The sequence below is a fragment of the Klebsiella sp. GG_Kp175 genome (assembly GCF_040062325.1).
In the GTDB taxonomy this organism is placed as follows: domain Bacteria; phylum Pseudomonadota; class Gammaproteobacteria; order Enterobacterales; family Enterobacteriaceae; genus Klebsiella; species Klebsiella quasipneumoniae.
The window spans coordinates 167,007-193,876 of sequence record NZ_JBEAFX010000011.1 but is presented as its reverse complement, the minus strand read 5'-3'; the positions used below and the strand labels follow the sequence as shown (position 1 = coordinate 193,876).

At 57.6% G+C, this 26,870-nt stretch carries 22 protein-coding genes and 1 riboswitch; of the genes, 14 read left to right on the top strand and 8 right to left on the bottom strand.

The window, feature by feature from the left end:
* Window positions 1-206 precede the first annotated feature (206 nt).
* A complete protein-coding gene (locus tag ABLU73_RS16670) occupies window positions 207-1,307 on the bottom strand; it encodes an NADH:flavin oxidoreductase/NADH oxidase (RefSeq protein ID WP_049093199.1) in 1,101 nt (366 codons plus the stop codon).
* Between the two features lie 107 nt (window positions 1,308-1,414).
* Window positions 1,415-3,022 (bottom strand): FAD-NAD(P)-binding protein, encoded by a 1,608-nt coding sequence (locus ABLU73_RS16665; RefSeq protein WP_100050858.1) that lies wholly within the window; start codon window positions 3,020-3,022, stop codon window positions 1,415-1,417.
* A gap of 276 nt (window positions 3,023-3,298) precedes the next feature.
* Between ABLU73_RS16665 and ABLU73_RS16660 the strand changes: the two genes are divergently transcribed.
* Window positions 3,299-4,531 carry an MFS transporter gene (locus tag ABLU73_RS16660; RefSeq protein ID WP_348850306.1) on the top strand — a complete coding sequence of 411 codons (1,233 nt, stop codon included), beginning with the start codon at window positions 3,299-3,301 and terminating at the stop codon, window positions 4,529-4,531.
* Between the two features lie 39 nt (window positions 4,532-4,570).
* Here ABLU73_RS16660 and ABLU73_RS16655 read toward each other — a convergent pair whose 3' ends face one another.
* Window positions 4,571-5,485: a DMT family transporter gene (locus ABLU73_RS16655; RefSeq protein WP_049093196.1), complete on the bottom strand. Its 915-nt coding sequence runs from the start codon at window positions 5,483-5,485 to the stop codon at window positions 4,571-4,573.
* Between the two features lie 204 nt (window positions 5,486-5,689).
* Here ABLU73_RS16655 and ABLU73_RS16650 point away from each other — a divergent pair, with 204 nt between their 5' ends.
* Window positions 5,690-6,790 (top strand): iron-containing redox enzyme family protein, encoded by a 1,101-nt coding sequence (locus ABLU73_RS16650; protein ID WP_264924058.1) that lies wholly within the window; start codon window positions 5,690-5,692, stop codon window positions 6,788-6,790.
* Here ABLU73_RS16650 and ABLU73_RS16645 read toward each other — a convergent pair.
* Window positions 6,766-7,344, bottom strand: a complete 579-nt coding sequence (locus ABLU73_RS16645) for a TetR/AcrR family transcriptional regulator (protein ID WP_004205853.1) — start codon at window positions 7,342-7,344, stop codon at window positions 6,766-6,768. The genes ABLU73_RS16650 and ABLU73_RS16645 overlap by 25 nt on opposite strands.
* Window positions 7,345-7,497: 153 nt before the next feature.
* On the opposite strand from ABLU73_RS16645, the gene ABLU73_RS16640 reads away from it, so the two are divergent.
* Both ABLU73_RS16640 and ABLU73_RS16635 read left to right on the top strand, forming a co-directional pair.
* The gene (locus ABLU73_RS16640; RefSeq protein ID WP_023318284.1) at window positions 7,498-8,100 is read left to right on the top strand and encodes an HAD-IB family hydrolase; all 603 of its coding nucleotides are present in this window, start codon (window positions 7,498-7,500) and stop codon (window positions 8,098-8,100) included.
* Window positions 8,101-8,171: 71 nt separating this feature from the next.
* Window positions 8,172-8,708: a GNAT family protein gene (locus tag ABLU73_RS16635; protein ID WP_057215306.1), complete on the top strand. Its 537-nt coding sequence runs from the start codon at window positions 8,172-8,174 to the stop codon at window positions 8,706-8,708.
* Window positions 8,709-8,746: 38 nt separating this feature from the next.
* On the opposite strand, the gene oxlT is transcribed toward ABLU73_RS16635, so the two are convergent.
* Entirely contained in the window at window positions 8,747-10,003 is a 1,257-nt protein-coding gene (gene oxlT, locus ABLU73_RS16630; RefSeq protein WP_049115388.1) for an oxalate/formate MFS antiporter, read from the bottom strand.
* Between the two features lie 702 nt (window positions 10,004-10,705).
* On the opposite strand from oxlT, the gene ABLU73_RS16625 reads away from it, so the two are divergent.
* Complete coding sequence (locus ABLU73_RS16625; RefSeq protein WP_017900286.1) at window positions 10,706-11,137, top strand: DUF4354 family protein; 432 nt, start codon at window positions 10,706-10,708, stop codon at window positions 11,135-11,137.
* Between the two features lie 513 nt (window positions 11,138-11,650).
* Here the strand turns inward: ABLU73_RS16625 and ABLU73_RS16620 are convergent.
* Entirely contained in the window at window positions 11,651-12,001 is a 351-nt protein-coding gene (locus ABLU73_RS16620) for a hypothetical protein (RefSeq protein WP_064183385.1), read from the bottom strand.
* Between the two features lie 541 nt (window positions 12,002-12,542).
* A riboswitch (guanidine-I (ykkC/yxkD leader) is annotated at window positions 12,543-12,641 on the top strand.
* Window positions 12,642-12,697: 56 nt separating this feature from the next.
* On the opposite strand from ABLU73_RS16620, the gene ABLU73_RS16615 reads away from it, so the two are divergent.
* The 7 genes from ABLU73_RS16615 (at window position 12,698) to atzF (ending at window position 22,313) form a co-directional block, all read left to right on the top strand.
* Window positions 12,698-13,756 (top strand): putative urea ABC transporter substrate-binding protein, encoded by a 1,059-nt coding sequence (locus ABLU73_RS16615; RefSeq protein WP_064177820.1) that lies wholly within the window; start codon window positions 12,698-12,700, stop codon window positions 13,754-13,756.
* A 24-nt stretch (window positions 13,757-13,780) separates the two neighbouring features.
* Window positions 13,781-14,596 (top strand): ABC transporter permease, encoded by an 816-nt coding sequence (locus tag ABLU73_RS16610; RefSeq protein WP_043519578.1) that lies wholly within the window; start codon window positions 13,781-13,783, stop codon window positions 14,594-14,596.
* Window positions 14,593-15,369 (top strand): ABC transporter ATP-binding protein, encoded by a 777-nt coding sequence (locus ABLU73_RS16605; protein ID WP_004205863.1) that lies wholly within the window; start codon window positions 14,593-14,595, stop codon window positions 15,367-15,369. The genes ABLU73_RS16610 and ABLU73_RS16605 overlap by 4 nt, the downstream gene beginning before the upstream one ends.
* A gap of 4 nt (window positions 15,370-15,373) precedes the next feature.
* Window positions 15,374-16,102 carry an urea amidolyase associated protein UAAP1 gene (locus ABLU73_RS16600; RefSeq protein ID WP_201357241.1) on the top strand — a complete coding sequence of 243 codons (729 nt, stop codon included), beginning with the start codon at window positions 15,374-15,376 and terminating at the stop codon, window positions 16,100-16,102.
* A 10-nt stretch (window positions 16,103-16,112) separates the two neighbouring features.
* Window positions 16,113-16,748, top strand: a complete 636-nt coding sequence (locus tag ABLU73_RS16595; protein WP_264924068.1) for an urea amidolyase associated protein UAAP2 — start codon at window positions 16,113-16,115, stop codon at window positions 16,746-16,748.
* Between the two features lie 166 nt (window positions 16,749-16,914).
* Window positions 16,915-20,520, top strand: coding sequence for an urea carboxylase (gene uca / locus ABLU73_RS16590; RefSeq protein ID WP_264924069.1), 3,606 nt, complete (start codon window positions 16,915-16,917; stop codon window positions 20,518-20,520).
* Window positions 20,517-22,313 carry an allophanate hydrolase gene (gene atzF / locus ABLU73_RS16585; protein ID WP_216555476.1) on the top strand — a complete coding sequence of 599 codons (1,797 nt, stop codon included), beginning with the start codon at window positions 20,517-20,519 and terminating at the stop codon, window positions 22,311-22,313. Before uca ends, atzF begins: the two co-directional genes overlap by 4 nt.
* A 42-nt stretch (window positions 22,314-22,355) precedes the next feature.
* Here atzF and ABLU73_RS16580 read toward each other — a convergent pair whose 3' ends face one another.
* The gene (locus ABLU73_RS16580; RefSeq protein ID WP_012968198.1) at window positions 22,356-22,994 is read right to left on the bottom strand and encodes a hypothetical protein; all 639 of its coding nucleotides are present in this window, start codon (window positions 22,992-22,994) and stop codon (window positions 22,356-22,358) included.
* A 534-nt stretch (window positions 22,995-23,528) separates the two neighbouring features.
* Here ABLU73_RS16580 and ABLU73_RS16575 point away from each other — a divergent pair.
* Together ABLU73_RS16575 and ABLU73_RS16570 are read left to right on the top strand one after the other, a co-directional pair.
* Window positions 23,529-24,320, top strand: coding sequence for an HAD-IIB family hydrolase (locus ABLU73_RS16575; protein WP_043519573.1), 792 nt, complete (start codon window positions 23,529-23,531; stop codon window positions 24,318-24,320).
* A gap of 184 nt (window positions 24,321-24,504) precedes the next feature.
* Entirely contained in the window at window positions 24,505-25,125 is a 621-nt protein-coding gene (locus ABLU73_RS16570; protein WP_023297634.1) for a LysE family translocator, read from the top strand.
* Window positions 25,126-25,302: 177 nt separating this feature from the next.
* Here ABLU73_RS16570 and ABLU73_RS16565 read toward each other — a convergent pair whose 3' ends face one another.
* Entirely contained in the window at window positions 25,303-26,778 is a 1,476-nt protein-coding gene (locus tag ABLU73_RS16565; protein ID WP_133175756.1) for a hypothetical protein, read from the bottom strand.
* Window positions 26,779-26,870: the final 92 nt, after the last annotated feature.

Genomic DNA, 26,870 nt, shown 5'->3' with positions numbered 1-26,870 from the left:
GCCCGGAAATATAGGGAGCGGAGCCTGATAGATTGCCCGGCGGCGCTGCGCTTGCGCGGGCCTACGCAGGGGGCGGGTTGGCTGCGCAATGACCGGGCATCACCCTTTTGTAGGCCGGGCAAGGCGACGCCGCCCGGCATATGGACCGCAATAACATCCTGCTGAGGGGTATCTTACGATACCCCTTTTTTATGCCCGCCGCGGGTTCAACGGTTTGGCAGCAGGGTGCCTTTCAGGCCGTGTGGCTCGGAGCGCAGATATTGCGAAGGAACGCGAACCTGGGCGCCCAAGCTGGCGGCAGCGTGCCATGGCCAGTGCGGATCGTAGAGCACCGCGCGGGCGAGGGCGATCAGGTCGGCATCGCCATCCTCCAGCGCCGCTTCCGCCTGCTGCGGGTCGGTGATCAGCCCTACGCCAATCACCGGGATGGCTACCTGCTCGCGAATGTCGCGGGCGAAAGGCAACTGGTAGCCGGGCCCGACGGTGATGGCCTGCTGCGGCGACAAACCGCCGCTGGAGACATGGATATAGTCGCTGCCCAGCGCTTCCAGCTGCTGGCTGAACTGAATGGACTGCTCGCCGTCCCAGCCGCCTTCAACCCAGTCGGTAGCCGACAACCTGACGCCCACCGCCATGGCGTTGCCCACCGCCTCGCGGATTGCCTTAAACACTTCCAGCGGATAGCGCATTCGGTTTTCCAGCGAACCGCCATACTCGTCACGGCGCTGATTGCTGAGCGGTGAAAGAAACTGGTGCAGCAGATAGCCGTGAGCGGCGTGCAGCTCAATCAGCTCAAAGCCCAGGCGTTGGGCGCGCAACGCGCTGGCGACAAAGGCCGCTTTGATGCGTGCCAGATCGGCATGGCTCAGCTCCGCCGGGGCGCGGTCGCCGTCGTGAAACGCCACCGCGGAGGGGGCGACGGTCTGCCAGCCGCCCTGGTTGAGCGCCAGCTGATGACCACCCTGCCAGGGGGCCGCGCAGGAGGCCTTGCGCCCGGCATGCCCCAGCTGGATCCCCAGAGGGATCGGTGACCAGGCCCGGATATCCTCCACCACGGCACGCAGGGCGTTTTCGGTTTCATCATCCCACAGCCCCAGATCCCCAGGCGAGATACGTCCCGCCGGCTCTACTGCCGTGGCTTCCAGAATTAACAGGCCGGCGCCGGAGAACGCCAGCTGCCCGAGGTGGATCCGGTGCCAGGAGGTTGCCTTCCCCTCGTCGGCAGAATACTGACACATGGGGGCGATAACGATACGGTTATCCAGCGTCAACTGACCAATACGCGTCGCGCTAAAAAGATGACTCATGAGTACCTCGTAAATGTTAGACGTGGTCTTGCACGGGGGCGAACAGCCACTGTTTATAGCACGCCTGCTGGCCCCCCTTTATTCGGATATTGCGTTTAAACGTCCTGCTATTCGATAAACCAGAGACGACGCCGCCGGCCAGTTGCCTGCTGGGAGACCGCGCGGGCCATTGCGCTGCCAATCTCGGCGCTGGCCGTCAGCCCCTGGACAAAGGGGCGATCGTGCATCAGCCAGGGAAGAGCGCCGAAGGCGACCCGGCCGCGCACGGCCTCCGGCGCCTGCAGCGTGTAGTCATCGCCAACGTCAGGAATAGCGTCGCCGCAGGCCAGCAGCTGCTGGCGCAGTGAAGGAAAGGGCAGATCCCGGGTTTTCAATGCTTTCTGTCCGCGGGCATCGATAAAGACATCGAATTCACAGCGCTGCTGATGATGGACAATCAGCGTCCGGTCAGACTCGCGCTGCAGCTCGTAATCCTCGCCGAGCGCCACAATACGCAGAATACCGGCCCGGTGCAGAGCCAGCAGCCGGCGAATGGACTCCGGCGGGATCGCGGCGTAGTTATCAATAAACACGCGGGCGAGCCCCTGACGGAAGCGACGGCTGTCCTCGTCGTTGAGCTGTGGCACCACGGTTTCAATCGCCTCGTGCAGGCGGAGAATGGCATAGCGCCAGGGCACCGTGTGGCGCTCACGCTTATTGCGCTCCACCTCCTGCAGATTGTGCTGCGCCCACTGGAAGGGGTCATGGGTGAGACGATCAGCAAACCAGGCGTCGGCGATGCTGTCAGGCGTCAGCTGGCGCAGCCCCGTCGCCTCGCACCATGCCGGGGCGGCATATTCCAGCTCATGGACGATCAGCTGGAACACCCGATCCAGCAGGCCGTCGCAGCCCTCAGCGACGGCCGCCTCAAGGGCGGCGGGGGTGGCTATCTCCAGCGGCTCCCACGGGATCGGGCAGTAAAAATCGGCCTCCGGCAGCACGCCGTTACGTGACATCAGCGTGATCTCCAGCGCGTCGCTGCCGGGATGCAGGGAAAAATGGGTGGTTTTGTCGTGCTCAGTATGGAAAACGCCGTGGCGGGCCACCACCGCCACGGCGGCATCAATCGCGCTTAAGGAGGTCCCGAGGATCCCGACCCGACAGGGGGCGATGCGGGCCTCCATCAGGCCGGTCCACGGACTGGGGAAGTACTGCCGGCTGGCGCGTTCTTCTTCAGGCCACAAATGGCCGGTGGCAATCACCACCAGATCGACCATTACCGGCTGTGCCGCGCCGTCGGTGTGGATGGCGATCCCGACGGGCTGCACCGCAATATCTGTGACCTCACAGGACTCGCAGACGCTCACCACGAAGCCGGCGTCTCTGGCCCGTTGCACAAGATATAGAAAGCGGTCGCGGTAGTACTCGCCGAGGATCACCCGCGGCAGAAACTGGCGCTCATGCAGAGCCTGCCGTTCAAGACCGCGCGCCGCCAGCCAGTCGTCGCTCTGCTGCTGCAGCCATTGCAGATAGGTCAGGTCAATAGGGGGGATCTCAATGCTGGCAATATTGGCCAGCATCTGCGCCGCGGTATTATCGTCGCTATAGGGCATACCCACCCCGGCCTGCGCCTCTTTTTCAAACAGCGCGATCGATAGCGGCTCACCACGCTTCACCAGTTCATACAAGGTGTAAATCCCCGTCGGCCCGGCGCCGACGATGGCGATTCTCTTCATGATTCTCTCCCTTCCTGTGGGTGGATGCGGCATCTGGGGCAGTGCACTGAAGCCAGCCTGTCCTTAATTCTGGTCGAAAATTAGCGAACCGGTGGGCCGTCGCACGCAATTTGAAACAAATTAGCGTGCTAATAAACTTGCCGACGGCTGGAAAAGGGGTGTAATTAACAAAAGAGCAACTTTCTATACAAACAATTTACACAAGCGGTGGCACCAGCCTGCTCTGCCGGACGCCGCGCAAGCTCCCGGCAACGCCGTCGGGATAGGGATGACAAGATGCACGGCTGGACTTCACGACAGCGCAACGCGGCGATCGCCAGTTTTTTAAGCTGGACGCTCGATGCTTTCGACTTTTTCCTGTTGGTTTTTTTACTGAGCGATATCGCCCACTCGTTTCACGTCGACCTTGAAGAGGTCACCCTGGCGATTCTGCTGACCCTTGCCGTGCGGCCTGTCGGCGCGCTGATCTTCGGCAGGGCGGCGGAAAAGTTTGGCCGCAAACCGATCCTGATGCTCAACATCGTTTTCTTCTCCGCCTTTGAGCTGCTCTCCGCCGCGGCGCCGTCGTTGATGCTGTTTTTTCTGCTGCGGGTACTGTACGGCGTGGCGATGGGCGGGATCTGGGGCGTGGCTTCGTCGCTGGCGATGGAGACGATCCCTGACCGCTCGCGCGGCCTGATGTCCGGTCTGTTCCAGGCGGGGTATCCCTTCGGCTATCTGCTGGCGGCCGTGGCCTACGGGCTGTTGTTTACACAGCTCGGCTGGCGCGGGATGTTTGTCATTGGCGCCGCCCCACTGCTGCTGTTGCCGTTTATCTATTTCTGCGTCGAGGAGTCCCCGGTCTGGCTGGCGGCACGGCAGAGTAAAGCGAGCACGGCTCTGCTGCCGGTGTTGCGTAGCCACTGGAAGCTGTGCCTGTACCTGGTGGTGCTGATGGCGGCCTTTAACTTCTTCTCCCACGGGACGCAGGATCTCTACCCGGTCTTTTTGAAAGTCCAGCATGGCTTCGAGCCTAAAACGGTCAGCATTATCGCGGTGTGCTACAACATCGCCTCGATCATCGGCGGGGTTTTCTTCGGCTCGCTGTCGGAGAAGATTGGCCGGCGCAAAGCGATTATGAGCGCCGCCCTGCTGGCGCTGCCGGTGATCCCGCTGTGGGCTTTCGCCAGCGGCTCGCTGGCGCTGGGGGCCGGGGCGTTTCTGATGCAGTTTATGGTGCAGGGCGCCTGGGGGGTGATCCCTACCTGGCTCAACGAACTGGTTCCGGCCAACACCCGGGCAGTGCTGCCCGGCTTCGTCTATCAGCTGGGTAACCTGCTGGCCTCGGTGAATGCCACCCTGCAGGCCTCCATTGCCCAGCACCACGGGCATAACTACGGCCTGGCGATGGCCCTGGTGGCCGGGACGGTGGCGATCGTCATTACCATTCTGACCTTCTTTGGCCGTGAGGGCCGGATGACGCAACCCGCCGGGACGGCGCCTCACCAGCCGCTCTCCACCAGCCGTTAAGTGCTGACGCCGGGCGTTGTCAGACGCCCGGCAGACAAGCTAACCGCGCAGGCGAACCGTCGCCGCCTGGCGTTTCTCCAGCGAGCAGATGCCAATCCCCAGCATAATGAACAGCGCGCTGAACAGGTGCCAGGCATGCGGCTGGGTATGCAGTAAGAGGATGCTCAACACCCCGCCGGAGAGCGGGATGATATGGGTGTAAATCTCCCCCCGCGTGGCGCCAATCGTAGCGATACCTTTATTCCAGAAGAGATACGCCAGCCACGACGGGAAAATCACCAGATAAGCCAGACCGCTGAGGAAAAACGGCTCGCGCCAGGCGGTCCAGTCTTGCGCCGGGTGGCGCATCAGCCAGAAGGCGACGATCGGCAGCAGGAGCAGGGCGCCGAGCAGCGAGCTGACGGCGACAAAGCCATTCGCCGGGATGCGGCGGTCCTTCAGACGTAACAGCGAACAATAGAGCGCCCAGCTCAGCGCCGAACCCATCGCCCACAAATCGCCGACGGAAAAGGTATGCAGCGAGGCGGCATGCAGCGGATCCCCCTGAAATAAGAGGATCATCACCCCAAGAGTGCTGAAGACCACTCCCAGCCAGTTGCGGGCCGATACCGGGTCGCGAAAAATCAGCCGGTTAATCAGCAGCACCATGCTCGGCGTGGCGGACATATAGATGGCGGCGTTGAGGGCGGAGGTAGTTTGCAGACCGATATAGAGCGTGAGCGGGAAACTGACCTGACCGCACAGGGTGAGCACCAGCACCGCCGGGGCGTTTTCCCGCAGCAGGTGACGACTGTCGGCAATCTGCCGGCGGTAGAGCAGGCCCAGCAGCAGCGCCGTCAGCGCCCACCGCGCTTCGGTCATCAGGATCGGATCCACGCCCTGAACCAGCACGTGACCGACAACGTAATTCCCGCCCCAGAACAGGGCGGCCAGCGTCAGTAACAGATAGGGCATAGTGATTCCTTGTGTCGTTTGTCACTGTACTGGATGGTAACGTTATTATTTTTATAATATCAATAATATTTTAGTGGTTTTTGTTTGTTTCGTTTAAATTCTCTAAAAAAAACAGCACGTTATCAATATCAATGAAATTTACGTTGCCGCATTGTGAGCGGTACTATACCGTATAGTCGCCATGCATTTCACAGGGATAAATTCATGCGTAATACCGACAATGGGGTCATTGGTCGTGACCAAACCGCGGTGATGGCCAGGCTGGCGCTGGATGAGTTAATTGACCAGCTTCTGCACAGTAACGCGCTGTCGCTGAAGCTGACGGCCAATCCGCAGGTCGCCGACAGAGCCTGGCATCTGGCTGAGAATACCTGCATCCGCGCCTTCTCTGCTGACGACCCGCAGGCCAAAAAGCGCGCGCACCATGCGCTGTTCATCCTCTATCAGTCCTGGCTTGCCGACCCGCTCTCGCCGGCGGCTGCCAATCAGTTTCATCCGCTGCTCTCCGGGATCCGAAATTACATTGAGTCTGAGTGGCTGCGGGCGGAAAGCAAACGTTTCCACCGCCAGCGACCGGTGCTCAATGCCGGCAATATCGTCGACGAACTGCGCGCTCTATGCCTGCAGCACCCGGCGTCTCATCATCCGCTGTTCGATTTCCTTGCCAGTGAGGCCTCCGCCGCGCAGATCGACTATTTCTTCAAAAGCGACAGCGCGCTGAATCTGCTTTTCTTCGATCTGGTGGCGATGGGGCTGGTGGGCTCGTTGCCGGAAACCCGCGCCGAGATTGCGCAGAATCTGTGGGATGAGATAGGTCAGGGCAGCACTGAGATCACCCACGTTAATCTGTATAAGGATTTACTGAAGCGGCGGAATATCGCCTTACCGGACAACCATTTTGCCCATCTGTACGAGTGGCAGGGGCTGGCCGGGTATAACGCCTTTATGGTCGGCGGCGTAAATCGTCAGCATTACTACAAATCACTGGGGGTGATGGCGATGACCGAACTGCTCGACCCGCCGCAGTATGAAAAACTGGTGGCGGGCTGTCGGCGGATTGGGCTTTCCGATCGCGACGTGCATTACTATGCCGAACATATCACGGTCGATATCGGCCATGCGGACGGTTGGCTGAATAATGTCATTGTGCCGATTGGCAAAAAACATCCGGCGGCGATGGAGGAGGTCTACTTTGGCGCCGCGCTGCGCCTGCAAACCTGCAACGATTACTATGATGGTCTGCTGACGGCGCTGCAGTCGCTGGACGGCAGCGCATCATCTCACAGCGTACCGCCTTCTGAGTAAATAAGCGCTTTGGCCGCGCTCCAGGCGGTCGTCCCCGGCGGGATCTCCCGGCATTCGGCGGACTCGGCCTGCTGGGCGGCGATGGCGCCATCGATGAGCATCACCATCATCATAGCGACCCGTTCGGCAGGCTCTGGTTTTAATACCAGAGTCAGGATATCGCGGAAAAACTGCCACAGGCGCGACTTGAAGCGGGAGCACTGCTCCCGGATCGCCGGCGATGACGCGCCATATTCGAACAGCGCGCGGGTGAACATGCAGCCGTGGAACGTTTCGCAGGTCAACCAGCACTGATAGTAGTCGAACACGGCGAACAGCTTCTCCCGCGCGGTGGCTTTATCCGCGGTGATCTGCGTCAGATCCTGCATAAACTCGCTCTCTTTTTGCCGGAGGATAGCCAGAATGAGCGCCTCTTTATCGGCATAGTAGCGGTAGAAGGTCATTTTGGAGATGCCGGCATGCTCAGCAATCCGCTCGATGCTGGGGGACTGATATCCTTCGCGATTAAACAGCGCGCTGGCGTGGCGGAGAATGTCCGCTTGTTTTGGCTTCATGCGTTTTCCTGTCGACTGGTTCGCTGTCACGACGGCCGGAGACACGGCCGTCCTGCGACAGCGGTGCATTATGCCGGATATTGCCGCCAGGCGGGAAAAAAGTAAATCAGCCGCACCTTTGCGGCGCCGGTGTGTCTGTATAAGGTTACAAGGATGAAGAAGAACATTGCCTTTTTTGACTTCGATGGCACGATCACCCACGAAGATACGTTTACCCCTTTTATTTATCAGTCCCTCGATGCGAAAGCCATTCGTCAGGGCAAATTGCGGCTGTTGCCGTATATTCTCGCCTGGAAAATGGGCTGGCTTTCCGCCTCTGCCATCCGGCAAAAAGTATTTCATTATGCTTTTGCCGGGAAATCGCAACCTGAGATCCTGCAGCGCGGGAACGATCATAGCCAGGTATTTATTCCCCATACACTGCGGGAGAACGCGATGCAGCGCATAGCCTGGCATCAGGCGCGAGGGGACACCGTGGTGGTGGTTTCAGCCTCGCTGGATGTCTATCTTCGACCGTGGTGCCAGCAGCATAATCTTGAGCTGCTGTGCAGCGAAGTGGAATTTCAAAACGGGGCAGCGACCGGAAAGTATCAGGGGGGAGACTGCAGCGGCCTGGCCAAAAAGGCGCGTATCCTGGCGAACTACTCCCTGGCCGATTACGAGGAGATCTTCGCCTACGGCGATACGCCGGAAGATTTCGCCATGCTGGCGCTGGCCACCACTCAAATCTATCGCTGGGATGAGGCTCCGCCATGAGCCTGGCAGCGCCAGGCTGCGCAGGTTAAGATGACGCGCTATTGCCCGGCTCACCAGGAAGAAGAGAAGAGATGTTGCTACCCCTGACCACGCCCCGGCTGCTGCTGCGCCGGTTCAGAACGGAAGATCTGCCGTCTTTCAGCCATTATCGCAACCTGCCGGAAGTGGCCCGCTTTCAGAGCTGGAGCCATTACGGGATGGCAGAGGCGACAGCCTTCTATGAACAACAGCGTTCGCTGGCCTTTGCTGAGGATGAAAGCTGGTTCCAGCTTGCCGTAGCGATCCAGGCCAACGGTGCGCTGGCGGGAGATGTGGGGATCCATTTTTTCGATCGGGGCAGACAGGCCGAGCTGGGGATGACCTTTTCCCCGGCATATCAGCATCAGGGGTATGCCCGGGAAGCCATGAGGGCGGTGATAGCCTTACTCTTTGAGCAGTTAGCCCATCACCGGCTAATAGCGGTGGTAGACACTCGCAATACCGGGGCGATCAAACTTCTGGAAGGGCTGGGCTTTCGTCGCGAGGCGCATTACCGGCAGAATATCTTTTTTAAAGGCGAGTGGGGCGATGAGTATCTGTACGCGCTGCTGCGCAGCGAATATCAGTGAAGTGACGGCATGGCCGTCACTTCTGTCCGGCCGGGCGATCAGCTATGTTGGCGGATAAAGCGCGCGCGCCACGGTTTTAGCACCCACAGCGCGAGGGCGGCGGTGATAAAATCCAGACCAATGGCGCAGCTGAAAACCACATGCCAGCCGTGGGTGTACTGATAGAGCAGCGCCGCCAGCGGGCCGCCGAAGATGGACCCGATGCCCTGCGAAATATACAGCCAGCCATAGTTGCTGGCGGCATGTTCGCTGCCGAACGTATCGGTGAGCGTCGACGGGAAGAGCGAGAAGATTTCCCCCCAGCCAAAGAACACCACTCCGGAGAGCAGGACAAACAGCAGCGGATCTTCCCGGCACGCCAGCCAGAGCGTCATCGCCACTCCCTCCAGCGCAAAGGCGATAAACATGGTTTGCTCGCGGCCGAAGCGGTCGGAAATAAAACCAAACAGCGGCCGGGTTAAGCCGTTGGTGAAGCGGTCTATCGTTAACGCCAGCGGCAGCGCCGCCATGCCAAACACCACCGCCTGGCTAATGCCGAAGTCCTCGGCGAACACCGCCATCTGCGAGGTGACCATCAGCCCGGAAGTCGACATCATCGCCATCATGGCAAACATCAGCCAGAACAGCGGCTGGCGCAGCATTTCCCGGGAGGTAAACGATCTGCTGCTCTGCGCCACCGTCTGGCTGACGGGCAGGGAGACAGCAGGCGGCGGCAGCTTCAGCCCCTGACTGGCGAGGAAGCCGACGAGGGCGAACAGGATCCCGAAAGTTGTCAGCGTGTGTTCAAGGCCGTTAGTGGTCAGCGACAGGGAGATGGGGAAAGTGGTTATGATCGCCCCCATCCCGTAGCCCGCCGCCACCGCGCCGGCGGCAAAACCCCGCTGCCTTGGGAACCATTTAACCATCAGGCCGACAACGCCGATATAGACGATCCCGGTCCCGAGGCCGCCCATGCAGCCATAAACCAGCCACAGCGTCGCCAGGCCCTTCACCTGCGCAGAAAGCACCCAGCTCATTCCGGCCATCACCGTGCCGATAGCGATCAGCCGCCGTGGGCCAAATTTTTCCACTAACCGCCCCTGAAAGGGCGAAAAGAAGGTCTGGAGGATGATCAACAGCGAGAAGGTGACCTGCAGCTCGGGCAGACCGACGCCCAGCCTGGCGGCCAGGGGTTTCGTCAGCAGCGTCCAGACATATTGCGGGCTGGAGATGGCGGCCATACAGATCAAGCCCAGCACCAGCTGGCGCCATTTGTCATATTTCGGGGTAACCAACGGTTCGCTGAGTGTCGTCATGTTGTTCTCCGTTTTCAGTTAACAGACTTCCGTGAAACGCATTCACCCTGGATGCCTCACGGAAAGGGGAAGGTGGCGACCGCAGAGTGACGACGTGTTGTGGCCATACGGCATACGATCTTGTCCACATAGCGGTATACAAGCGCACAGCATTAAACGTGCCAGTTAAAATAGTGCTTTATATACATGCAGTTAACATGGCGATGCGGGATTTGATGGGCTTCAGTATGGTGAACAGCCGGCACTGAGTCGGTGCAAATGGGTCATCGCTGTGCGCTTCACTTGCTGACTGGCACCAGGTCGATGGTAGGTCTGATGGAAAAATAGACATGGCATTCAAGAGGGGGACAGGAACTCTCCTGCTTATCCTGTTCAGGATCGCTGATGATATTCACGCCATGGATACAGGGGGCACTAACCTGGCCGGTGCGAACGGCTTTAAATAGCATCCTGGTAAAGTTAAAGATAAACCGTGCATAAACATGACGCAGAAAAAAGTGAACAACAAGTTACTGGTAACAATTTTTTAAATTCAAATTAGAATTGTTTTAATGGTTATTTTATCAATGTGCTGATTTATAGGTTTAAATATATTTGCAGGCTGAATTTTGATCATTGAGTGAACATGGATAATATCATTGATAATACCAATATCATGATCTATGGTAGCGCATGCTTAATAGTGAACTTAATGAGGTTGAAATGCATAACTATATTACGAAAGGTATTGCGCTGGCTGTAGCTATCGCTGCCTCAGGAATGGTGCAGGCTGATGAGAAAAAGAATCATGATCCTTATTTTTCGGGGATCAAGATTTTTGCGCAAAAGGAGTCCACCGGAAGTGAATGGGATAGCGTTACCGGCGAGGCGAAGTATCTGATATTCTATAAAGTTACGCTTGATAATTACTCTAATAAAAGCATTGAACCAGGCAAAGATAACAAAATGTGCTTCTTTTTGTATGATAAAAATGGCAAATCATTTATGAGCACCGGAATTCAAATGGAGATGCTCAAAAAATACAAACCCATTGAAAGCCGAACCGGAAGCGTGTTATTCAGCAGCGCCGATCCTGAAATACTGAATATACCTTTTGTTCGTCTTGCTTTCGGTAAAGAGTGCTTAACAAAATAACCACCATCCAGAGTGTGGATGATCTGCCTTATATGATGTTAGCGTAACACCGGGCGTCAGTCAGGTGTTACGAGACCTTATTATTTACCTGAACATTCCAACTGAATGATGAGGATGCGTGCGAGGCAGAGACCAGTGGTGACAAGCACCGCGCTCACCTGAAGAGGGTCACTCGTATTTCGGTTTTACGCGGAGGAGGTGCGTCTGCCGGGAGGGGGATGCACTGGCCAGTTATTGGACAACCTTACGCGTCTTTTTTGCTCCGCTATCCGTGACGCTCCTGATGATTTTTCTCAGTTGGCATATGCCAAAACTCATAGCAAATTTATTAGGGTGCTTCGGTTTGCTTACTGCACCTGAAAAAAGGGATCGCTCGACAAAACTGCTATCCTGATACAAAACAGTATCAGCGTGTAACTCGCCAGATATCATCAGCACTGTTATTAGCAAAAGGAGAGATCTTTTCATCATTCGTTCTCTGATAGCTTAATTCTGTTGCTATTTATCTGCGCATTATGTGCACCGTTCAGCAATGGCAGTAACCGACCGATGTATATCCGGCGCATGCGGCGCATAATAAAATTCTACCGAAGTCTGCCTGCTGTTGAATTTGCTGATTTCAACCCACGCGACAGCCGTGGTTTCAGTATTTATCAGATTGTACTTATAAACATTTTCAGGGAGAGTGTCATCATATTCCAGTGATAGTTTCTCTTTAGTGGCTGCATAATGAAGGCAATCAACCACCTGGCTTTTTCCCTGATTAACATAGTAAGTTTTTTCTTCCGGATGTATGCCTACATCCCCGAGATCCACACAACCATTTAACAGAATAAGGGGTGGTAACATCAGCAATATTTTCATGGATCCTCTCTGTGTTAAATAACATTGGCGTGATTTTAACTTGTATTTAACAGGCTAATCATGCTGGATTAACGAATGGTGATTTCATTCCGCCCCTCTCCTTAACGTGGCGCAATATTATCATCGTGCGTTAAAACGCACAACCAGGAAATTTAGCGTTAGTAGGTATTCAACATTTAAATGCTTTACCGTCAGGCGGGTCGTACAGGCGGAAAAATAAGGATAACGCCCCCTGGCGACGGGGCAGCGGAGAAGTCCCTGCTACTTCCCAAATATCGAAGCGGCGTAATGGCAAACATTTACCCGCGCAATGATCATGAGTTACAGGACTCATCCCCCATGACCAACGGCCGGTTGTTTGCCAGGACGCGGTTGGCTTTCCCTCTGCACCAAAGCCATGCAATGCCCCACTTTTACTCCCCATTTTTGGGAGGCGATGCCCCGGTTGGCGGTAAATCGCTGATGGAACGGCTATCTGGCTCCTGGCATGGTGCTTGCAAGAACATCGGCAGAAAGCAGCGCAACAGACAATTCAGATCACACAATAGCTGGCTAGGGTTCCGGTTCACCGCGGTGAACGTCTGGTCCGAGAGCTGGCGACCTCGGCGAGGTTACACGGCGGGATAAAAGCCCGGGAGACAGCAGCACCGTTGGGTGTCGCGCTGCTCCGTTTCTCGTGCTAACCAGAGGTCCACCATGAAAACATCGCCGCTCCTCCGCTCACTCGTCCTGTCGCTGACGCTGCTGACCAGCGTCCCGTCCTTTGCCGCCGTCAAAAAAGAGTTCAACGTCTGCTGGACCATCTACGCCGGCTGGATGCCCTGGGGCGCCATCAGCAATGAAAAGATCATTGATAAATGGGCCAGCAAATACGGCATCAAAATCAATATCGTTCAGCTCAACGATTACATCGAATCCATCAACCAGTACACCGCCGGGCAGTTTGACGGCTGCACGATGACCAACATGGACGCGTTGACGATCCCGGCGGCGGGCGGTGTCGACAGTACGGCGCTGATCACCGGCAGCTACTCCGACGGTAACGACGGGGTGGTCCTCAAAGGGGTGGATAAAAAGCTCAGCGACCTGAAAGGAATGTCGGTGTATCTCCCGGAGCTGTCGGTATCCCACTATCTGCTGGTGCGCGGCCTGGAAAAAGCCGGGCTGCAGGAAAAAGACGTCAAGGTGGTGAATACCTCCGATGCCGATATCGTCTCGGCCTTCGGCACCAGCGGCGTGCGGGCGGCGGTGGCCTGGAATCCACAGCTGTCGGTTATCAAAAAGACCCCGCAAACCAGCGAAGTGTTTAGCTCCTCGCAGGTGCCCGGCGAGCTTATCGACATGATGGTGGTGAATACCCAGACCCTGAAAGATAACCCCGCGCTGGGCAAAGCCCTGACCGGCGCCTGGTTTGAAATGATGGCCAAAATGAAGGCCGGGGATAGCCAGGCGTTGAGCGCTATGGCCGCCGACGCCGGTACCGATCTTGCCGGCTACCAGGCGCAGCTGAAAACCACCCATCTGTTCTGGACGCCTGCCGACACCCTGGCGTTTATCTCCTCGCAGGATCTGGCGAAAACCATGCAGCGAGTGGCGCAGTTCTCGTTCGATAAAGGCCTGCTGGGTGAAGGGGCGCAGAGCGCGGACTTTATCGGCATGACCTTTCCGGGAAATGTCACCCTCGGCGATGCCGCCAACCGCAAACTGCGCTTTGACGACAGCTACCTGAAGCTGGCCGCCGCGGGCCAGCTCTAATGATTGCCGCCGGGAGACCACGCCATGCGCCACATTAACCGTTATCCCCAAAAGGGGATGCGCCTGACGCTGATGCTGCTGCCTTTTGTCGTGCTGATCGCCGCCTGGTTTATGGGATCGGCGGTGCGGCTGGAAGCCAATCCGCAGGACAAGTTGCTGCCAGGCCTGTCGCAGATGGTGGCAGCCATTGACCGGATGGCGTTCACCCCGGACAAACGCAGCGGCGAGTATCTGCTGTGGGCCGATACGCTGATCAGCCTGAGCCGTCTGCTGACGGGCCTGGCCGTCTCGTCGCTGATCGGCCTCGTCATCGGCATCGCCGCCGGCGTCTTCCCGATGTACCGCGCGGCGCTGTCGCCGCTGCTGACGGTGGTGTCAATGATCCCGCCGCTGGCGATCCTGCCGGTGCTGTTTATCGTCTTTGGCCTGGATGAGCTATCGAAAGTGATGCTGATCGTCATCGGTATTACGCCGATGCTGGCGCGCGACCTGGAGCAGCGGGCGCAGGAGATCCCGGCGGAGCTGTTTATTAAGGCGCAGACCCTCGGCGCCAATAGCTGGACCCTGGTGCTGCGGGTGGTGCTTCCCCAGCTGCTGTCGCGGCTGATCACCTCCCTGCGCCTGCTGCTGGGCTCGGCATGGCTGTTCCTCATCTCCGCCGAGGCCATCTCCGCCACCGCCGGGCTGGGGTACCGCATTTTCCTGGTGCGGCGCTATATGGCGATGGACGTGATTATTCCCTATGTCATCTGGATCACTTTGCTGGCATGGCTGATGGATCTGGCGCTGCGCCAGCTGCACAAGGCCTGTTTCCCGTGGGCGGAAGGAGGTCGGGGATGAGTTTTATCGACATCAAAAACATCTGGCAGGAGTACGGCGACCACGTGGTGCTGGAGCGCATCAATCTGCAGGTCAAAGAGGGCGAGTTTTGCTCGATGGTCGGCGCGTCCGGCTGTGGTAAATCGACCTTTCTGCGCCTGCTGCTCGGTCAGGAAAAACCGACCCGTGGTGCCATCCTGCTCGACGGCCAGCCGCTGGCGGCGGAGCCGGACCGCAGTCGTGGTGTGGTCTTCCAGCGCTATTCGGTTTTTCCGCATCTCAACGTGCTGGATAACGTCGCCATCGGTCTGGAGCTGCCGGCGTCCCCGCTGCTGGGGCGCCTGTTTGGCGGCAGAAAGCGCGAGGCCCGGCAACAGGCCCAGCGGATGCTGGAGAAAGTGGGCCTGGGACACGCCCTGGATAAATACCCGGCGCAGCTCTCGGGCGGGATGCAACAGCGGCTGGCCATTGCCCAGGCGTTCGTGATGCAGCCGCGGGTGCTGCTGCTGGACGAGCCCTTCGGCGCGCTGGATCCCGGCATTCGCAAGGATATGCATGCGCTGCTGCTCCAGCTGTGGAGCGAAACGCGCATGACGGTGTTTATGGTCACCCACGACCTGGCGGAAGGCTTCAACCTCGGCACGAGGCTGCTGGTGTTCGACAAAGTGCGCATCGACCCGCAGGCGCCCAACGCCTGGGGAGCGCGTATTACCTACGACATCCCGCTCAATGAAGCGCGGATGGCGCAGCTGGCCGCCGGTAGCGACACCAACGTTTACGCATTAAGGAGATAAATTGATGACTGAACTGCTTCACTCCACCCCCAGCCTGCGCGAAGAGCAGCTTCCCGGCGGGGCGCACACCTCGCTGATTTTGCGCAAAGGGCAGATCCTGCGCCTGACCGATATCGACGGCGGGGCGAACGTCAGCATGATGATGCTCAACCCCCATGAGAAAAGTGAGCGCCTGAACCTGCCGGATACCCTCAAGGGGCAGCATACCGCGCGTCTGACCGCCGGGCACTGTTTCTACTCCGATATGGGCCGGGTGCTCGCCGGGATCGTCGCCGACAGCTGCGGCTGGCACGATCCGTTCGGCGGGCTCCTTAACGCCGAAGAGACGCACGACAAATATGGCGCCGGACGCTACCAGGAATTACGCAATGGCTTCTACCGCAACGGCGTCGATAACCTGCTGGTGGAGATGGGTAAATGGGATCTCGGTCTGGAAGATCTGCTGATGGTGGTCAACTTCTTCAGCAAAGTCACCGTCGATGACCAGGGGCGCTTTCACTTTGTCTCCGGCAACAGCCGCGCCGGGGATTACGTGGAACTGTATGCCCCGATGGACGTCCTGCTGGTGCTCACCGCGCTGCCGCATCCCCAGGATCCGGCCACCGAGTATGCCCCCCGTCCGGTGCAGCTGAGCTGGTATCAGGCCGACGATGAAGACGCAGCCACCCAGGCGCTCCTGACCCGCGATGAGAACCAGCGCGCGTTCCGCAATACCCAACTTTTTGCCCTGTAAGGAGGCGTTTATGACCCTTATCACCAGTAACCGACGCCCGGAAGAGGCCGTCTATCGCCATGTGATCCCCGCTGGGGAGCCGTGGCTGTTTGAGGTAAAAAAAGGGCAAACCCTGCGCCTGCTCGATCTCGAAGGCAACCAGGCGATTGATACCCTGTTTTACAACGCCGACAACCCGCGCGAGCGCTACGATGCGCAGCGCACGCTGCGCCGCCAGGGTAACGCCTACCTGACCGCCGGCAGCGTGCTCTATTCCAATCTTGGTCATCCGCTGATGACCATCGTGGCCGATACCTGCGGGCGGCACGATACCCTCGGCGGCGCCTGCGCCCAGGAGAGCAACACCGTGCGCTACGCTCTCGACAAGCGCTATATGCACAGCTGCCGGGACAATTTTCTCTGCGCCTGTCTGCACGATGGCCGTCTGCATAAACGCGATATCGGCGCCAACATTAACTTCTTTATGAACGTGCCGGTGACGCCGGAGGGGGGGCTGACCTTCGAGGATGGCATCTCGGCGGCGGGAAAATACGTGGAACTGCGCGCGGAGTGTAACGTCATGGTGCTGATCTCCAACTGCCCGCAGCTCAACAATCCCTGCAACGGCTGGAACCCGACCCCCGCCGAGGTGCTGGTATGGAACTGACCCGCTGGCAGCGCTGGCGTTTGCTGGCCTTTCGGCTGTTCGCCGTTCGCGCCGACCGCCTGAACCACACGCCGACGCGCCACCTTTAAGCGCCGGCTCTCCCGGGGACGACCTCAGGGGAAGACGAATTATTGCGGGACGACCCGCTTCGCTGTGAGTTCCGCTTATGTTTGATACCTTACTGATTGCTAACCGCGGGGCGATTGCCTGCCGCATTCTGCGCACCCTGCGCGCCATGCAGGTGAAGGGCGTCGCCGTTTACGCCGAAGCCGACCTGAGCAGTCTGCACGTCCGCGAAGCGGATGAGGCGCTCAGCCTTGGCGAGGGGCCGGCAGCGCAAACCTATCTGATGGTAGAGAAGATCATTGCCGCCGCGCTGCAGAGCGGCGCCCGCGCTATCCATCCCGGTTACGGCTTTCTGTCGGAAAACGCCGCCTTCGCCGAAGCCTGTGAGACGGCGGGACTGGCGTTTGTTGGCCCGACTCCGCAACAGCTGCGAACCTTCGGCCTGAAGCATACCGCCCGCGCCCTGGCGAAGGCGGAGGGCGTTCCGCTGCTGGAAGGCAGCGAACTGCTGGCCGACAGTGAGGAAGCCTGCCGGGCGGCTGAGGCGGTGGGCTACCCGGTGATGCTCAAGAGCACGGCGGGCGGCGGAGGGATTGGCATGCGCGTCTGCCGCGACGCCCGCGAACTGAGCGAGGCGTTTGCCACGGTACAGCGGTTGGGGCAATACAACTTCAGCGACGCCGGGGTGTTTCTCGAAAAATATATCGAACGCGCCCGCCATCTGGAGGTGCAAATCTTCGGCGACGGGAAGGGGGAAGTTATCGCCCTCGGCGTGCGCGACTGCTCGCTGCAGCGACGTAACCAGAAAGTGATTGAAGAGACCCCGGCGCCAAATCTGCCGGACGGGATGGCGCAGGCGCTGTGTAGCGCGGCCATTGCCCTTGGAAAAGCAGTGAACTACCGCAGCGCCGGGACGGTGGAGTTTGTCTACGACAGCGCGGCGCAGCGTTTCTATTTCCTCGAGGTCAATACCCGACTGCAGGTGGAGCACGGCGTGACGGAGCAGGTGTGGGGCGTGGACCTGGTGCACTGGATGATCGCCCTGGCGGCAGGGGATTTACCGCCGCTGAGCGAGCTGGCCGCCGGGCTACAGCCCCGGGGCCATGCTATTCAGGCGCGAATTTACGCCGAAGATCCTGGCCGCCAGTTTCAGCCTTCTCCCGGACTGTTAACCGACGTCTGGTTTCCACCGGCGGACGGCGCCACCCTGCGCATCGATCGCTGGGTGGAGGCCGGGTGTGAGGTGCCGCCGTTTTTCGACCCGCTGTTGGCGAAAGCTATCGTCTGGCGCCCCAGCCGCGATGAGGCGATCGCCGGCCTGGCGCAGGCTCTGGCAGAGACCCGCCTGTACGGCGTCGAAACCAACCGCCAGTACCTGCAGCAGATCCTCAGCTTTGCGCCGTTTACTGCCGGAGAACCCTGGACTCGCTGTCTGGAGCAGTTGCGCTACCGGGCCGATACCGTGGAGGTTCTGAGCGCCGGCACCCAGACCAGCGTCCAGGACTACCCGGGACGTCTGGGGTACTGGGCGGTGGGTGTACCGCCCTCGGGACCGATGGATGACCGGGCGCTGCGCCTGGGCAACCGTCTGCTGGGCAATGCCGAGGGCGACGCTGCGCTGGAGATCACCCTTAGCGGACCCACCCTGAAATTTAATACCGCCGTACAGGCGGTGGTCTGCGGCGCGCCGCTGGCCGTAACGCTCGACGGCGTCGACCAGGAGATGGACTGCGTATTCACTATTCCGGCGGGTGCGACCCTCAGGCTGGGGGCGATAAGCGGGCCAGGGGTCAGAAGCTATCTCTGCCTGCGCGGCGGCATTCAGGTGCCGGATTATTTGGGCAGTAAAAGCACCTTTACCCTCGGTCAGTTTGGCGGCCACGGCGGACGGGCGCTGCGCGCCGGCGACGTGCTGCATCTTGCACCTCCGGCTGAGACCACGGAAAGCGCGGCGCTTACTGCAGGGTTGCGCACTGAGCTTGCGGCAGTGCGAACGCTGCGGGTGATCTATGGTCCCCACGGCGCGCCGGAGTTCTTTGCCCCGGCGTATATGGCGACCTTTTTTGCCACCGACTGGGAGGTGCATTTTAACTCCAGCCGCACCGGCGTGCGCCTGATCGGACCCAAGCCGGTCTGGGCCCGCGACAGCGGCGGCGAAGCCGGGCTGCATCCGTCGAATATTCATGACAACCCCTATGCCGTGGGGGCGGTGGATTTTACCGGCGATATGCCGGTGATCCTCGGGCCGGACGGCCCAAGCCTCGGGGGCTTCGTCTGCCCGGTGACGGTGATCGAAGCCGATCTCTGGCAACTGGGCCAGCTTAAGGCGGGGGATAAAGTGCGCTTTGTGGCGGTGGACGTCCCCACCGCCCGGCGGCTGGCGGCAGGCCGTCGCGCGGAGCTGGCGACCCTGCAGGCGCAGGACGTTGCCTGGCAGCCTGTGCCGCTTACCTCGCCGGTGGTGATGACCTGCGGCGAAGCTGACAAACGCCTGGTGGCGCGCCTCTCCGGCGATACCCATCTGCTGCTGGAGGCAGGTGAGGCGGAGCTGGATCTGGTGCTGCGCTTTCGCATCCATGCCCTGATGCAGGCCCTTGAGGAGCAAGCCCGGGAAGGGATCATTGATATCACGCCGGGGATCCGCTCCCTGCAGCTGCATTACCAGCCGGAAACGCTGGCGCTGGAGACCCTGCTGGCGTGGGTCCGCGAGGAGTGGGCCACGGTCTGCATGAGCGACGATCTGCAGGTGCCTACACGGGTGGTGCATCTCCCGCTCTCCTGGGACGATCCCGCCTGCCGCAAGGCGATCGACAAATATATGACCACCGTCCGCCCGGACGCCCCCTGGTGCCCAAGCAACCTCGAGTTTATTCGCCGGATAAACGATCTCCCGGATGAGCAGGCGGTGTGGCAAACGGTGTTTGACGCCAGCTATCTGGTGATGGGGCTCGGCGATGTCTATCTCGGCGCACCGGTGGCTACCCCCCTTGATCCGCGCCATCGGCTGGTCACCACCAAATACAACCCGGCGCGAACCTGGACGGCGGAAAACTCGGTGGGCATCGGCGGAGCGTATCTGTGCGTTTACGGCATGGAAGGCCCGGGTGGCTATCAGTTTGTCGGCCGCACCCTGCAGATGTGGAGTCGCTATCACGAGGTGGCCGATTTTGCTGGCAAGCCCTGGCTGCTGCGCTTTTTCGACCAGTTGCGTTTCTATCCGGTCTCGGCGGAGGAACTGCTGGAGATTCGCCGCGATTTCCCGCTCGGACGCTACCCGCTGCGCATCGAGCACAGCACGCTGCGGCTGGCGGAGTACCAGCAGTTTCTCGCTCGCGAGGCGCAGAGCATTAGCGCATTTCGCGACCATCAGCAGCGGGCGTTTAACGACGAGCGCGAGCGCTGGATCGCCAGCGGCCAGGCTCATTTCGACAGTCAGGAGAGCGCGACAGAAGAGGCGGGCGATGCGCCGCTGCAGCCGGGGGAACAGGGGGTGGAAAGCCCGGTATCCGGCAATCTGTGGCAGGTGCAGACCGCGGTGGGCCGCCAGGTACGTGCCGGCGATGTGCTGGTGGTGCTTGAGTCGATGAAAATGGAGATCCCGCTGCTGGCGCCATGCGATGGCAGGGTTCAGCAAGTCAATGTGCAGCCAGGCAGCGCGGTGCGTGCCGGGCAGCGGGTGGCAGTGATTATTGAGGAGAAGGCATGATGCAGCAGACGTTTGATTTACGCCTGGCGACCCTGGCGGCGAACTATCGTAACGGCAACACCACCCCGCGCGCCCTGCTGGCGGCGATCCGCCAGCGGGCGGAAGCGCTGAATCCCGAGTTTAATCTGTTTATTCATCTCCTGAGCGAAGCGGAGCAGGCGCCGTTTCTGGCGGCGCTGGAAGGCCATTCGCCAGAGACGCTCCCGCTGTACGGGGTGCCGTTCGCGATCAAAGATAATATTGACCTTGCGGAGATCGTCACCACCGCTGCCTGTCCGGCGTTTGCTTACCGGCCGACGCAAAGCGCGACCATTGTCGCTCAGCTGATTGCCCTGGGGGCGGTGCCGGTGGGCAAAACCAATCTCGACCAGTTTGCCACCGGCCTGAACGGGACCCGTTCGCCGTATGGCCGCTGCCGCAACGCGTACCATCCCGCTTATCCCTCCGGCGGCTCCAGCGCCGGCTCCGCGCTGGCGGTAGCGCTGGGCGTGGCAAGCTTCGCGCTGGGGACCGACACCGCCGGCAGCGGTCGCGTCCCGGCCGGGCTGAATAACCTGGTGGGGCTGAAAGCGACGAAAGGGGTGATCTCTACCGCTGGAGTGGTACCTGCCTGCCGGACGCTGGACTGCGTGACCTTTTTCAGCGCCACCGCCGACGAGGCCAGCCAGCTGCTGGCGCTGGTTGCCCGATCCGATCAGCAGGATAGCTACAGCCGCCGCAATCCCCAGTGGAACAGCCGTCAGGCCTTCGGCAGGCCGTCCGCCGGGTTTCGCTTTGGCGTCCCGCGGGAGCTTAACTTCCTCGGCTGCCGCGTCAGCGAAGCGCTGTTCGCCCAGGCCGTGCAGCGGCTGACGGCGCTCGGCGGCGTGCCGGTAGCGATCGATTTCGCGCCATTTCTGGCCGCCGCCCGCCTGCTATATGACGGACCATGGGTTGCTGAACGCTATGCGGTGGCTGGCCCGCTGATTGAGCAGCAGCCGGATGCCGTGCTGCCGGTCATTCGCGATGTGCTGGCGAAAGCGCCTGATATCGACGCGACGGCGACTTTTAAGGCGATGTATCAGCTGCAGGGGTATAAAGCGCAGTGCGATGCCATTCTCGAGACGCTGGACTGCGTGCTGACGCCAACCGTTCCGCGCCCGGTAACGCTCGACGAGCTGGCGGTGGAGCCCATCACCCGCAATGCCGACCTGGGCTACTACACCAACTTTATGAACCTGCTGGACTATGCGGCGGTGAGCGTGCCGTGCGGGTTTATGCCTGACGGATTGCCCTCCGGCGTCACGCTGTTTGGCCGGGCCTTTACCGATCAGTATTTGCTGAGCCTGGCCGACGCCTTCCAGCGCGCGGAGCGGCTACCGCTGGCTGGCGGCGCGCGGCTGGAAAGCCCGCCGCCTGCGCATCCCGCGGGTCATGATCGGATGGCTCTCGCGGTATGCGGCGCACATCTGTCCGGCCAGCCGCTGAACGGTCAATTGCTGGCGCGGGGCGGCAGGCTGCTGCAGGCGACCCACAGCGCGCCGCGCTATCGGTTGTATGTCCTTCCGGATGGCAAGCGCCCGGCGATGGTGCGTGACGAGCCAGAGGGGGACGCGATAGCCGTGGAAGTCTGGGAGATCCCCAGCGCCGAGGTGGGGTCGCTGCTGGCCGCCATCCCCGCGCCGCTGGGGCTGGGACAGATTGAGCTGGCCGACGGCCGCTGGGTGACAGGCTTTATTTGCGAAGCCGGAGGGCTGGGCGCGGCCACAGAGATCACCGCCTGGGGCGGCTGGCGTCAGTGGCTGGCCAGGTAAACCGGAAACCCTCTGCGGTAGCGCCGCAGAGGGAACCCTCGCTTATAACGGGCTGTTCTCATCGAGCAGGGTGACGCTCCAGACGCGGGCGTGCGTGTCATCGATGCGATAGTAGCTTTTCACGCTTGCCGTACCGCCGATGGCGTAGCCCACCAGAGCGACAATGTTGAGCTGATGCCCTTGCTTATCGGTAAACGCATAATACTCATCCAGCACATAACCGCTGGCGCTGGCCGCTGATTCCAGACGATCGTCCCTGGCTTTCAGGTCCGGGGTATAGTCGGCGATGGTTTTCCCCACATAGTTTTTGGCGACGTCCTGCTTTTCGTCATCGCTGACGATAAACGCCGCACTGGCAGGAAAGTGCTGAACCACCTCAGCCAGGGTTGGTTTCGGCGCAGCAGAGGGGAATAACGTATGATCGATGGTGTAGGCCTGTAGCCAGCAGGAGAATAACGCCGCTTCCGCCGCACGGCCATCCGGGTCGGAAAGCCCGGGCAGCGCATCGACGGTCTCTCCCGCTTTACGCAGCGCAATGAAATCGGCACAGGAAGAGACCCGTGCCTGATTCTGATCGCTCAACACCAGCGTCAGGGGAGACTGGTTAATCTCAAGCTCGCCCGCCGCCAGCACCGGCGTGCTCAACAATAACGTCACCGCCATACCGATAAAATATTTCATCACATAGCCTCCATGAATATCGTCGTATCCTGATCCGAGGTGACAGGGAAAGCAAGCGATGGATGACGTTTCTTCCGCACGTCCGGGCGATGGCTCCCGGACGCCTGGCGACGGCCGGGGAGGGTTACTGATGGTGTGGGGCTGAGTGGCAAACATGCCGCCAGTCAGCAGGATCGCGCCTTCTCCACGCGCGGCCATCCGCGGAGAGACCGCTTTGATGGCGGCATACCCGGGTATTTATCGACACGGTATGCCAACAGCTGGCGTCATCCCCGCTGTGGCAGGACGAGTTGAAGCGATAAGCAGGGGTTGCCGATGGCGCAGAACGTTGATAGCGCAGGGAAGCGCAAGCCTCGATAGGTTTCTGCTGAATGTAGGGACCAATGAATTAATCTTCGGCCAGATAATGCCCCTGCGGACTTTCTTCGTGCAGTAAGAAGGATCAAATCTCTCGAGTTAATAGAGAATATCAAATGCCAATTCGATATTAACGTTTATCAATAAAGCCATTAATATCACCAGTATGGGGGATTTATGAATTTAATTGATAACGTTAAGAATGAAGAGCTACAGAATATTCGTTTTGTTTTAACTGATATGGATGAAACGCTGACTTATAAGGGCAGACTGCAGGCCCGAACCTATCAGAGTCTGGAAATGCTACAACATGCGGGCATCAAGGTGATTCCGGTAACGGCGGCCTCTGCCGGCTGGGCCGATCAGATGGCGAGAATGTGGCCAGTTGATGGGGTCATCGCTGAAAATGGAGGATTATTTCTTACCAGAAATAACATCGAACATGGTATTAACAGGTACTTCTGGCATGAAGACAAATATCTTCTCAATCGAGAAAAAATCAGCCATATTCTTCTCAAGATTCGCCAGAAATACCCCTGGGTTGAAGTGTCTGACGATCAGGATTTTCGCCTGACGAGTATCGCTTTCAAACTTCCCAAAAATCATGAGCAGACCAGACAGCTCATTGACGAATTAGCGGAAAATAAATGCAGCTATACCATTAATAATCTATGGGTACTGGGGTGGTTAGGGGGGTATGACAAACTCGTCATGAGCAGAAAGGTGTTAAAGCATTTTTACGTACTGGAAGAATCAGATGAACAGGCATCGGTTTTCTACAGTGGTGATTCGCTCAATGATGCCCCCATGTTCAGCTACTACAGCAAAACGTTGGGAATGAACACGATCAATGATATAGCGCAAGTTATACCATCATTGCCGCGCTGGATAAGTCAATTTCCAGGTGGTGAAGGGTTTGTTGATGGCGCTAACAGAATTTTAAATGCTAAAAGGGCAAGTATCCGTTAAGTTGCCTTCTCCGCTCTGGCAGATGGCAACCGGGCAACAGGTCCGGTTGTTGTATGCGTTGGATAGAGAGCCTCATAGGGGACTTCCCGTTATCCAGGCGGACGCCATCCATGTTGAATGGCTCATCATTCTTGTTGCAAAAATGTGAACACTTCAGTAACCTTGTCTCTTTCGGAGACAGGAAATGCTCGTCACTGATTCACTTCTTGCTTACACCCTCGCTGCTACACTGCTTACCCTGACGCCAGGTCTTGATACTGCTCTTATTCTCCGCACGGCGACTGCTGAAGGGGGACGCAAAGCCTTGCATGCCGCGTTAGGCATCGATCTCGGGTGCTTTATCTGGGGCGCGCTGGTGGCCTTTGGTTTAGGTGCGCTACTGGCGGTTTCTGAGTTGGCTTATACCTTATTGAAATGGTGCGGAGCAGGATACCTTTGCTGGCTGGGCATCCAGTTGCTCCTGCGCCCACGCCAGCAATTTAACACCCATTTGGCCGAATCAGATTCCACGAGTAACTGGTTCCTGCGTGGGATGTTGGGGAATGTGCTTAACCCCAAAATGGGCGTCTTCTACGTTTCGTTTTTGCCCCAGTTTATCCCCGCCGGGCATTCACCCATCAGCTGGACCTTTCTCCTGGTCACAATCCATGTATTGATAGGGACGCTGTGGTCGTTAACGCTGATTACCGCCACTCGCTATGCTGCCGATATCCTGAAAAAACCAGCCGTGGTGAAATGGATGGATCGAACGACCGGCTGCCTGTTTCTGGTATTTGCCGCGAAGCTGGCCATGAGCCGCCGGTAGTCACGCAGGGGCGTATGCCCCTGTTTTTGTATTCTGCTCAGCGATAAATGGCTGGTGGAGAGGGAAGCGTAGCCAGAGAGTTTGTTAGGGTGTTACATGAAAAATGCCACTAAATTTTCAGGTGACATTTTTCAATATATTTATCATATTGTTACCTGAAAATGCAGTCCTGAATTATCATTCTGGCCAGCCTTGATTAGGTTTGAACAAACCACTCGCAGAATCGAACCTGGAAACACCTAAGTAACCATCTTCTTTAGCCTTATCAAGAGCTAAACTTAAAGACTTACATCTCTCCAGATTATTCTCAATCCCAACCAGACATAAAGCTTTTAGCTGTTCATCGGATGATAGTTTAGAAGTAAGTATTCCACTAATTTCTTTTCGAGTACCTCGTCCCTGATGATGAATATCGGCGATTGCAGTACATATAAGATCAGATGCACCATTAAGTTTATACCAAATATTATATCTCTCTCTTATTTTTCTCATTGTAATTTGTGCGGCAACATTAACTTGCAAATGATTAAAAGTAATATTAGTGTTAGCCAATTGAATTAATTTGGCTGCATTCGATAGCTCTTTGTCGTCAATGTCCGTCACATTCGGGTTAAGATAAGACATGAAATCTTTTAATATTAACTCCTCCGAATTTCCGGTTCTTGGATATTTTCTTTCGAGACTAACAGAGTGTAAACCTAAATCACGATGCAGCACACCATCAACCAGCACTAACTCAGGGAAATTTGTTTTAAACATCTCATGTTCCCGAGCAGCTCGTCGAATTAATAAAATGAGGTTATCATCCGGTGTATGCGCTGCAAACTGGAAAAAACCGAAGGTAAATGAAGCTCGGTCATATGTATTTAATGTATTGAAGTAACCCTCACTTTCACTTTGTGAGATCACAGCTATAACACCAGCCATAGTACCATATTCTTTAATATAGTCCTTGACCAAATAACGCGGTCCATTTTTTTTATTATGTGGCTGATATAGACCTTTAAATGATTTATATCGTACGCTGCGGGCAATATAAAATTCCTGACTGCCTTCAAAAGTTGCATAGTAATCATTTTGTTTATCAGAAACCTTTTCTTTTCTAATTATTGGTTCAGTTCCTTTAGATACGCTAACAAAATTTTGTAGGCTCACGCCTTCATTATTTGTGTCGGATTCTGAGTCTGGCAATATTGCTGATGGAGGAATAATGCCATAATATAATTTAAGGTTGCCACCATATGCTTTTTTGAAGCGATTCATAAAATCCTCAGCGGATTGGCAAATGACCATGTCTTGAATGTTTGAGTAATGGTAGATTAGACCGTTTGAAAATATTCCAACATGTTTTTTAGGAACGTTCCTCATTTTATGTGATTCTAGATCAACATTAAAACTATCAGTTATGAAGGCGATCTTTAATCCGGTTGGGGCATGTTCCCATTCACCAACAGCAGGGCACGCAGCAAAGAGTTCATGAACGCGGAGGCATGCTCCAGGATATTGTCCATTCATAAATAATTTGCAATCATAACCAGTATCAATTTGTAGCACATGGCATACAAAATGTGCACAATGGTTTTCTTCATTATCAGTGAAGTTATTTTTGCAAAAAAATGAAATGGACTTGTTAAGTGTGTCACTCATTTTCATAATTACTCTATGTCCTCTCTGTTTTTTAGGGGTTCATTTAATACCAGCACTAAGCTTATTTCGAATTTTGATTATTACGAAAAATATACAAA

What these genes read in the sequence shown, in the direction of transcription:
- ABLU73_RS16670 (WP_049093199.1), bottom strand. Translation starts at nt 1,307, where the DNA reads ATGAGTCATCTTTTTAGCGCGACGCGTATTGGTCAGTTGACGCTGGAT.
- ABLU73_RS16665 (WP_100050858.1), bottom strand. Translation starts at nt 3,022, where the DNA reads ATGAAGAGAATCGCCATCGTCGGCGCCGGGCCGACGGGGATTTACACC.
- ABLU73_RS16660 (WP_348850306.1), top strand. Translation starts at nt 3,299, where the DNA reads ATGCACGGCTGGACTTCACGACAGCGCAACGCGGCGATCGCCAGTTTT.
- ABLU73_RS16655 (WP_049093196.1), bottom strand. Translation starts at nt 5,485, where the DNA reads ATGCCCTATCTGTTACTGACGCTGGCCGCCCTGTTCTGGGGCGGGAAT.
- ABLU73_RS16650 (WP_264924058.1), top strand. Translation starts at nt 5,690, where the DNA reads ATGCGTAATACCGACAATGGGGTCATTGGTCGTGACCAAACCGCGGTG.
- ABLU73_RS16645 (WP_004205853.1), bottom strand. Translation starts at nt 7,344, where the DNA reads ATGAAGCCAAAACAAGCGGACATTCTCCGCCACGCCAGCGCGCTGTTT.
- ABLU73_RS16640 (WP_023318284.1), top strand. Translation starts at nt 7,498, where the DNA reads ATGAAGAAGAACATTGCCTTTTTTGACTTCGATGGCACGATCACCCAC.
- ABLU73_RS16635 (WP_057215306.1), top strand. Translation starts at nt 8,172, where the DNA reads ATGTTGCTACCCCTGACCACGCCCCGGCTGCTGCTGCGCCGGTTCAGA.
- oxlT (WP_049115388.1), bottom strand. Translation starts at nt 10,003, where the DNA reads ATGACGACACTCAGCGAACCGTTGGTTACCCCGAAATATGACAAATGG.
- ABLU73_RS16625 (WP_017900286.1), top strand. Translation starts at nt 10,706, where the DNA reads ATGCATAACTATATTACGAAAGGTATTGCGCTGGCTGTAGCTATCGCT.
- ABLU73_RS16620 (WP_064183385.1), bottom strand. Translation starts at nt 12,001, where the DNA reads ATGAAAATATTGCTGATGTTACCACCCCTTATTCTGTTAAATGGTTGT.
- ABLU73_RS16615 (WP_064177820.1), top strand. Translation starts at nt 12,698, where the DNA reads ATGAAAACATCGCCGCTCCTCCGCTCACTCGTCCTGTCGCTGACGCTG.
- ABLU73_RS16610 (WP_043519578.1), top strand. Translation starts at nt 13,781, where the DNA reads ATGCGCCACATTAACCGTTATCCCCAAAAGGGGATGCGCCTGACGCTG.
- ABLU73_RS16605 (WP_004205863.1), top strand. Translation starts at nt 14,593, where the DNA reads ATGAGTTTTATCGACATCAAAAACATCTGGCAGGAGTACGGCGACCAC.
- ABLU73_RS16600 (WP_201357241.1), top strand. Translation starts at nt 15,374, where the DNA reads ATGACTGAACTGCTTCACTCCACCCCCAGCCTGCGCGAAGAGCAGCTT.
- ABLU73_RS16595 (WP_264924068.1), top strand. Translation starts at nt 16,113, where the DNA reads ATGACCCTTATCACCAGTAACCGACGCCCGGAAGAGGCCGTCTATCGC.
- uca (WP_264924069.1), top strand. Translation starts at nt 16,915, where the DNA reads ATGTTTGATACCTTACTGATTGCTAACCGCGGGGCGATTGCCTGCCGC.
- atzF (WP_216555476.1), top strand. Translation starts at nt 20,517, where the DNA reads ATGATGCAGCAGACGTTTGATTTACGCCTGGCGACCCTGGCGGCGAAC.
- ABLU73_RS16580 (WP_012968198.1), bottom strand. Translation starts at nt 22,994, where the DNA reads ATGAAATATTTTATCGGTATGGCGGTGACGTTATTGTTGAGCACGCCG.
- ABLU73_RS16575 (WP_043519573.1), top strand. Translation starts at nt 23,529, where the DNA reads ATGAATTTAATTGATAACGTTAAGAATGAAGAGCTACAGAATATTCGT.
- ABLU73_RS16570 (WP_023297634.1), top strand. Translation starts at nt 24,505, where the DNA reads ATGCTCGTCACTGATTCACTTCTTGCTTACACCCTCGCTGCTACACTG.
- ABLU73_RS16565 (WP_133175756.1), bottom strand. Translation starts at nt 26,778, where the DNA reads ATGAAAATGAGTGACACACTTAACAAGTCCATTTCATTTTTTTGCAAA.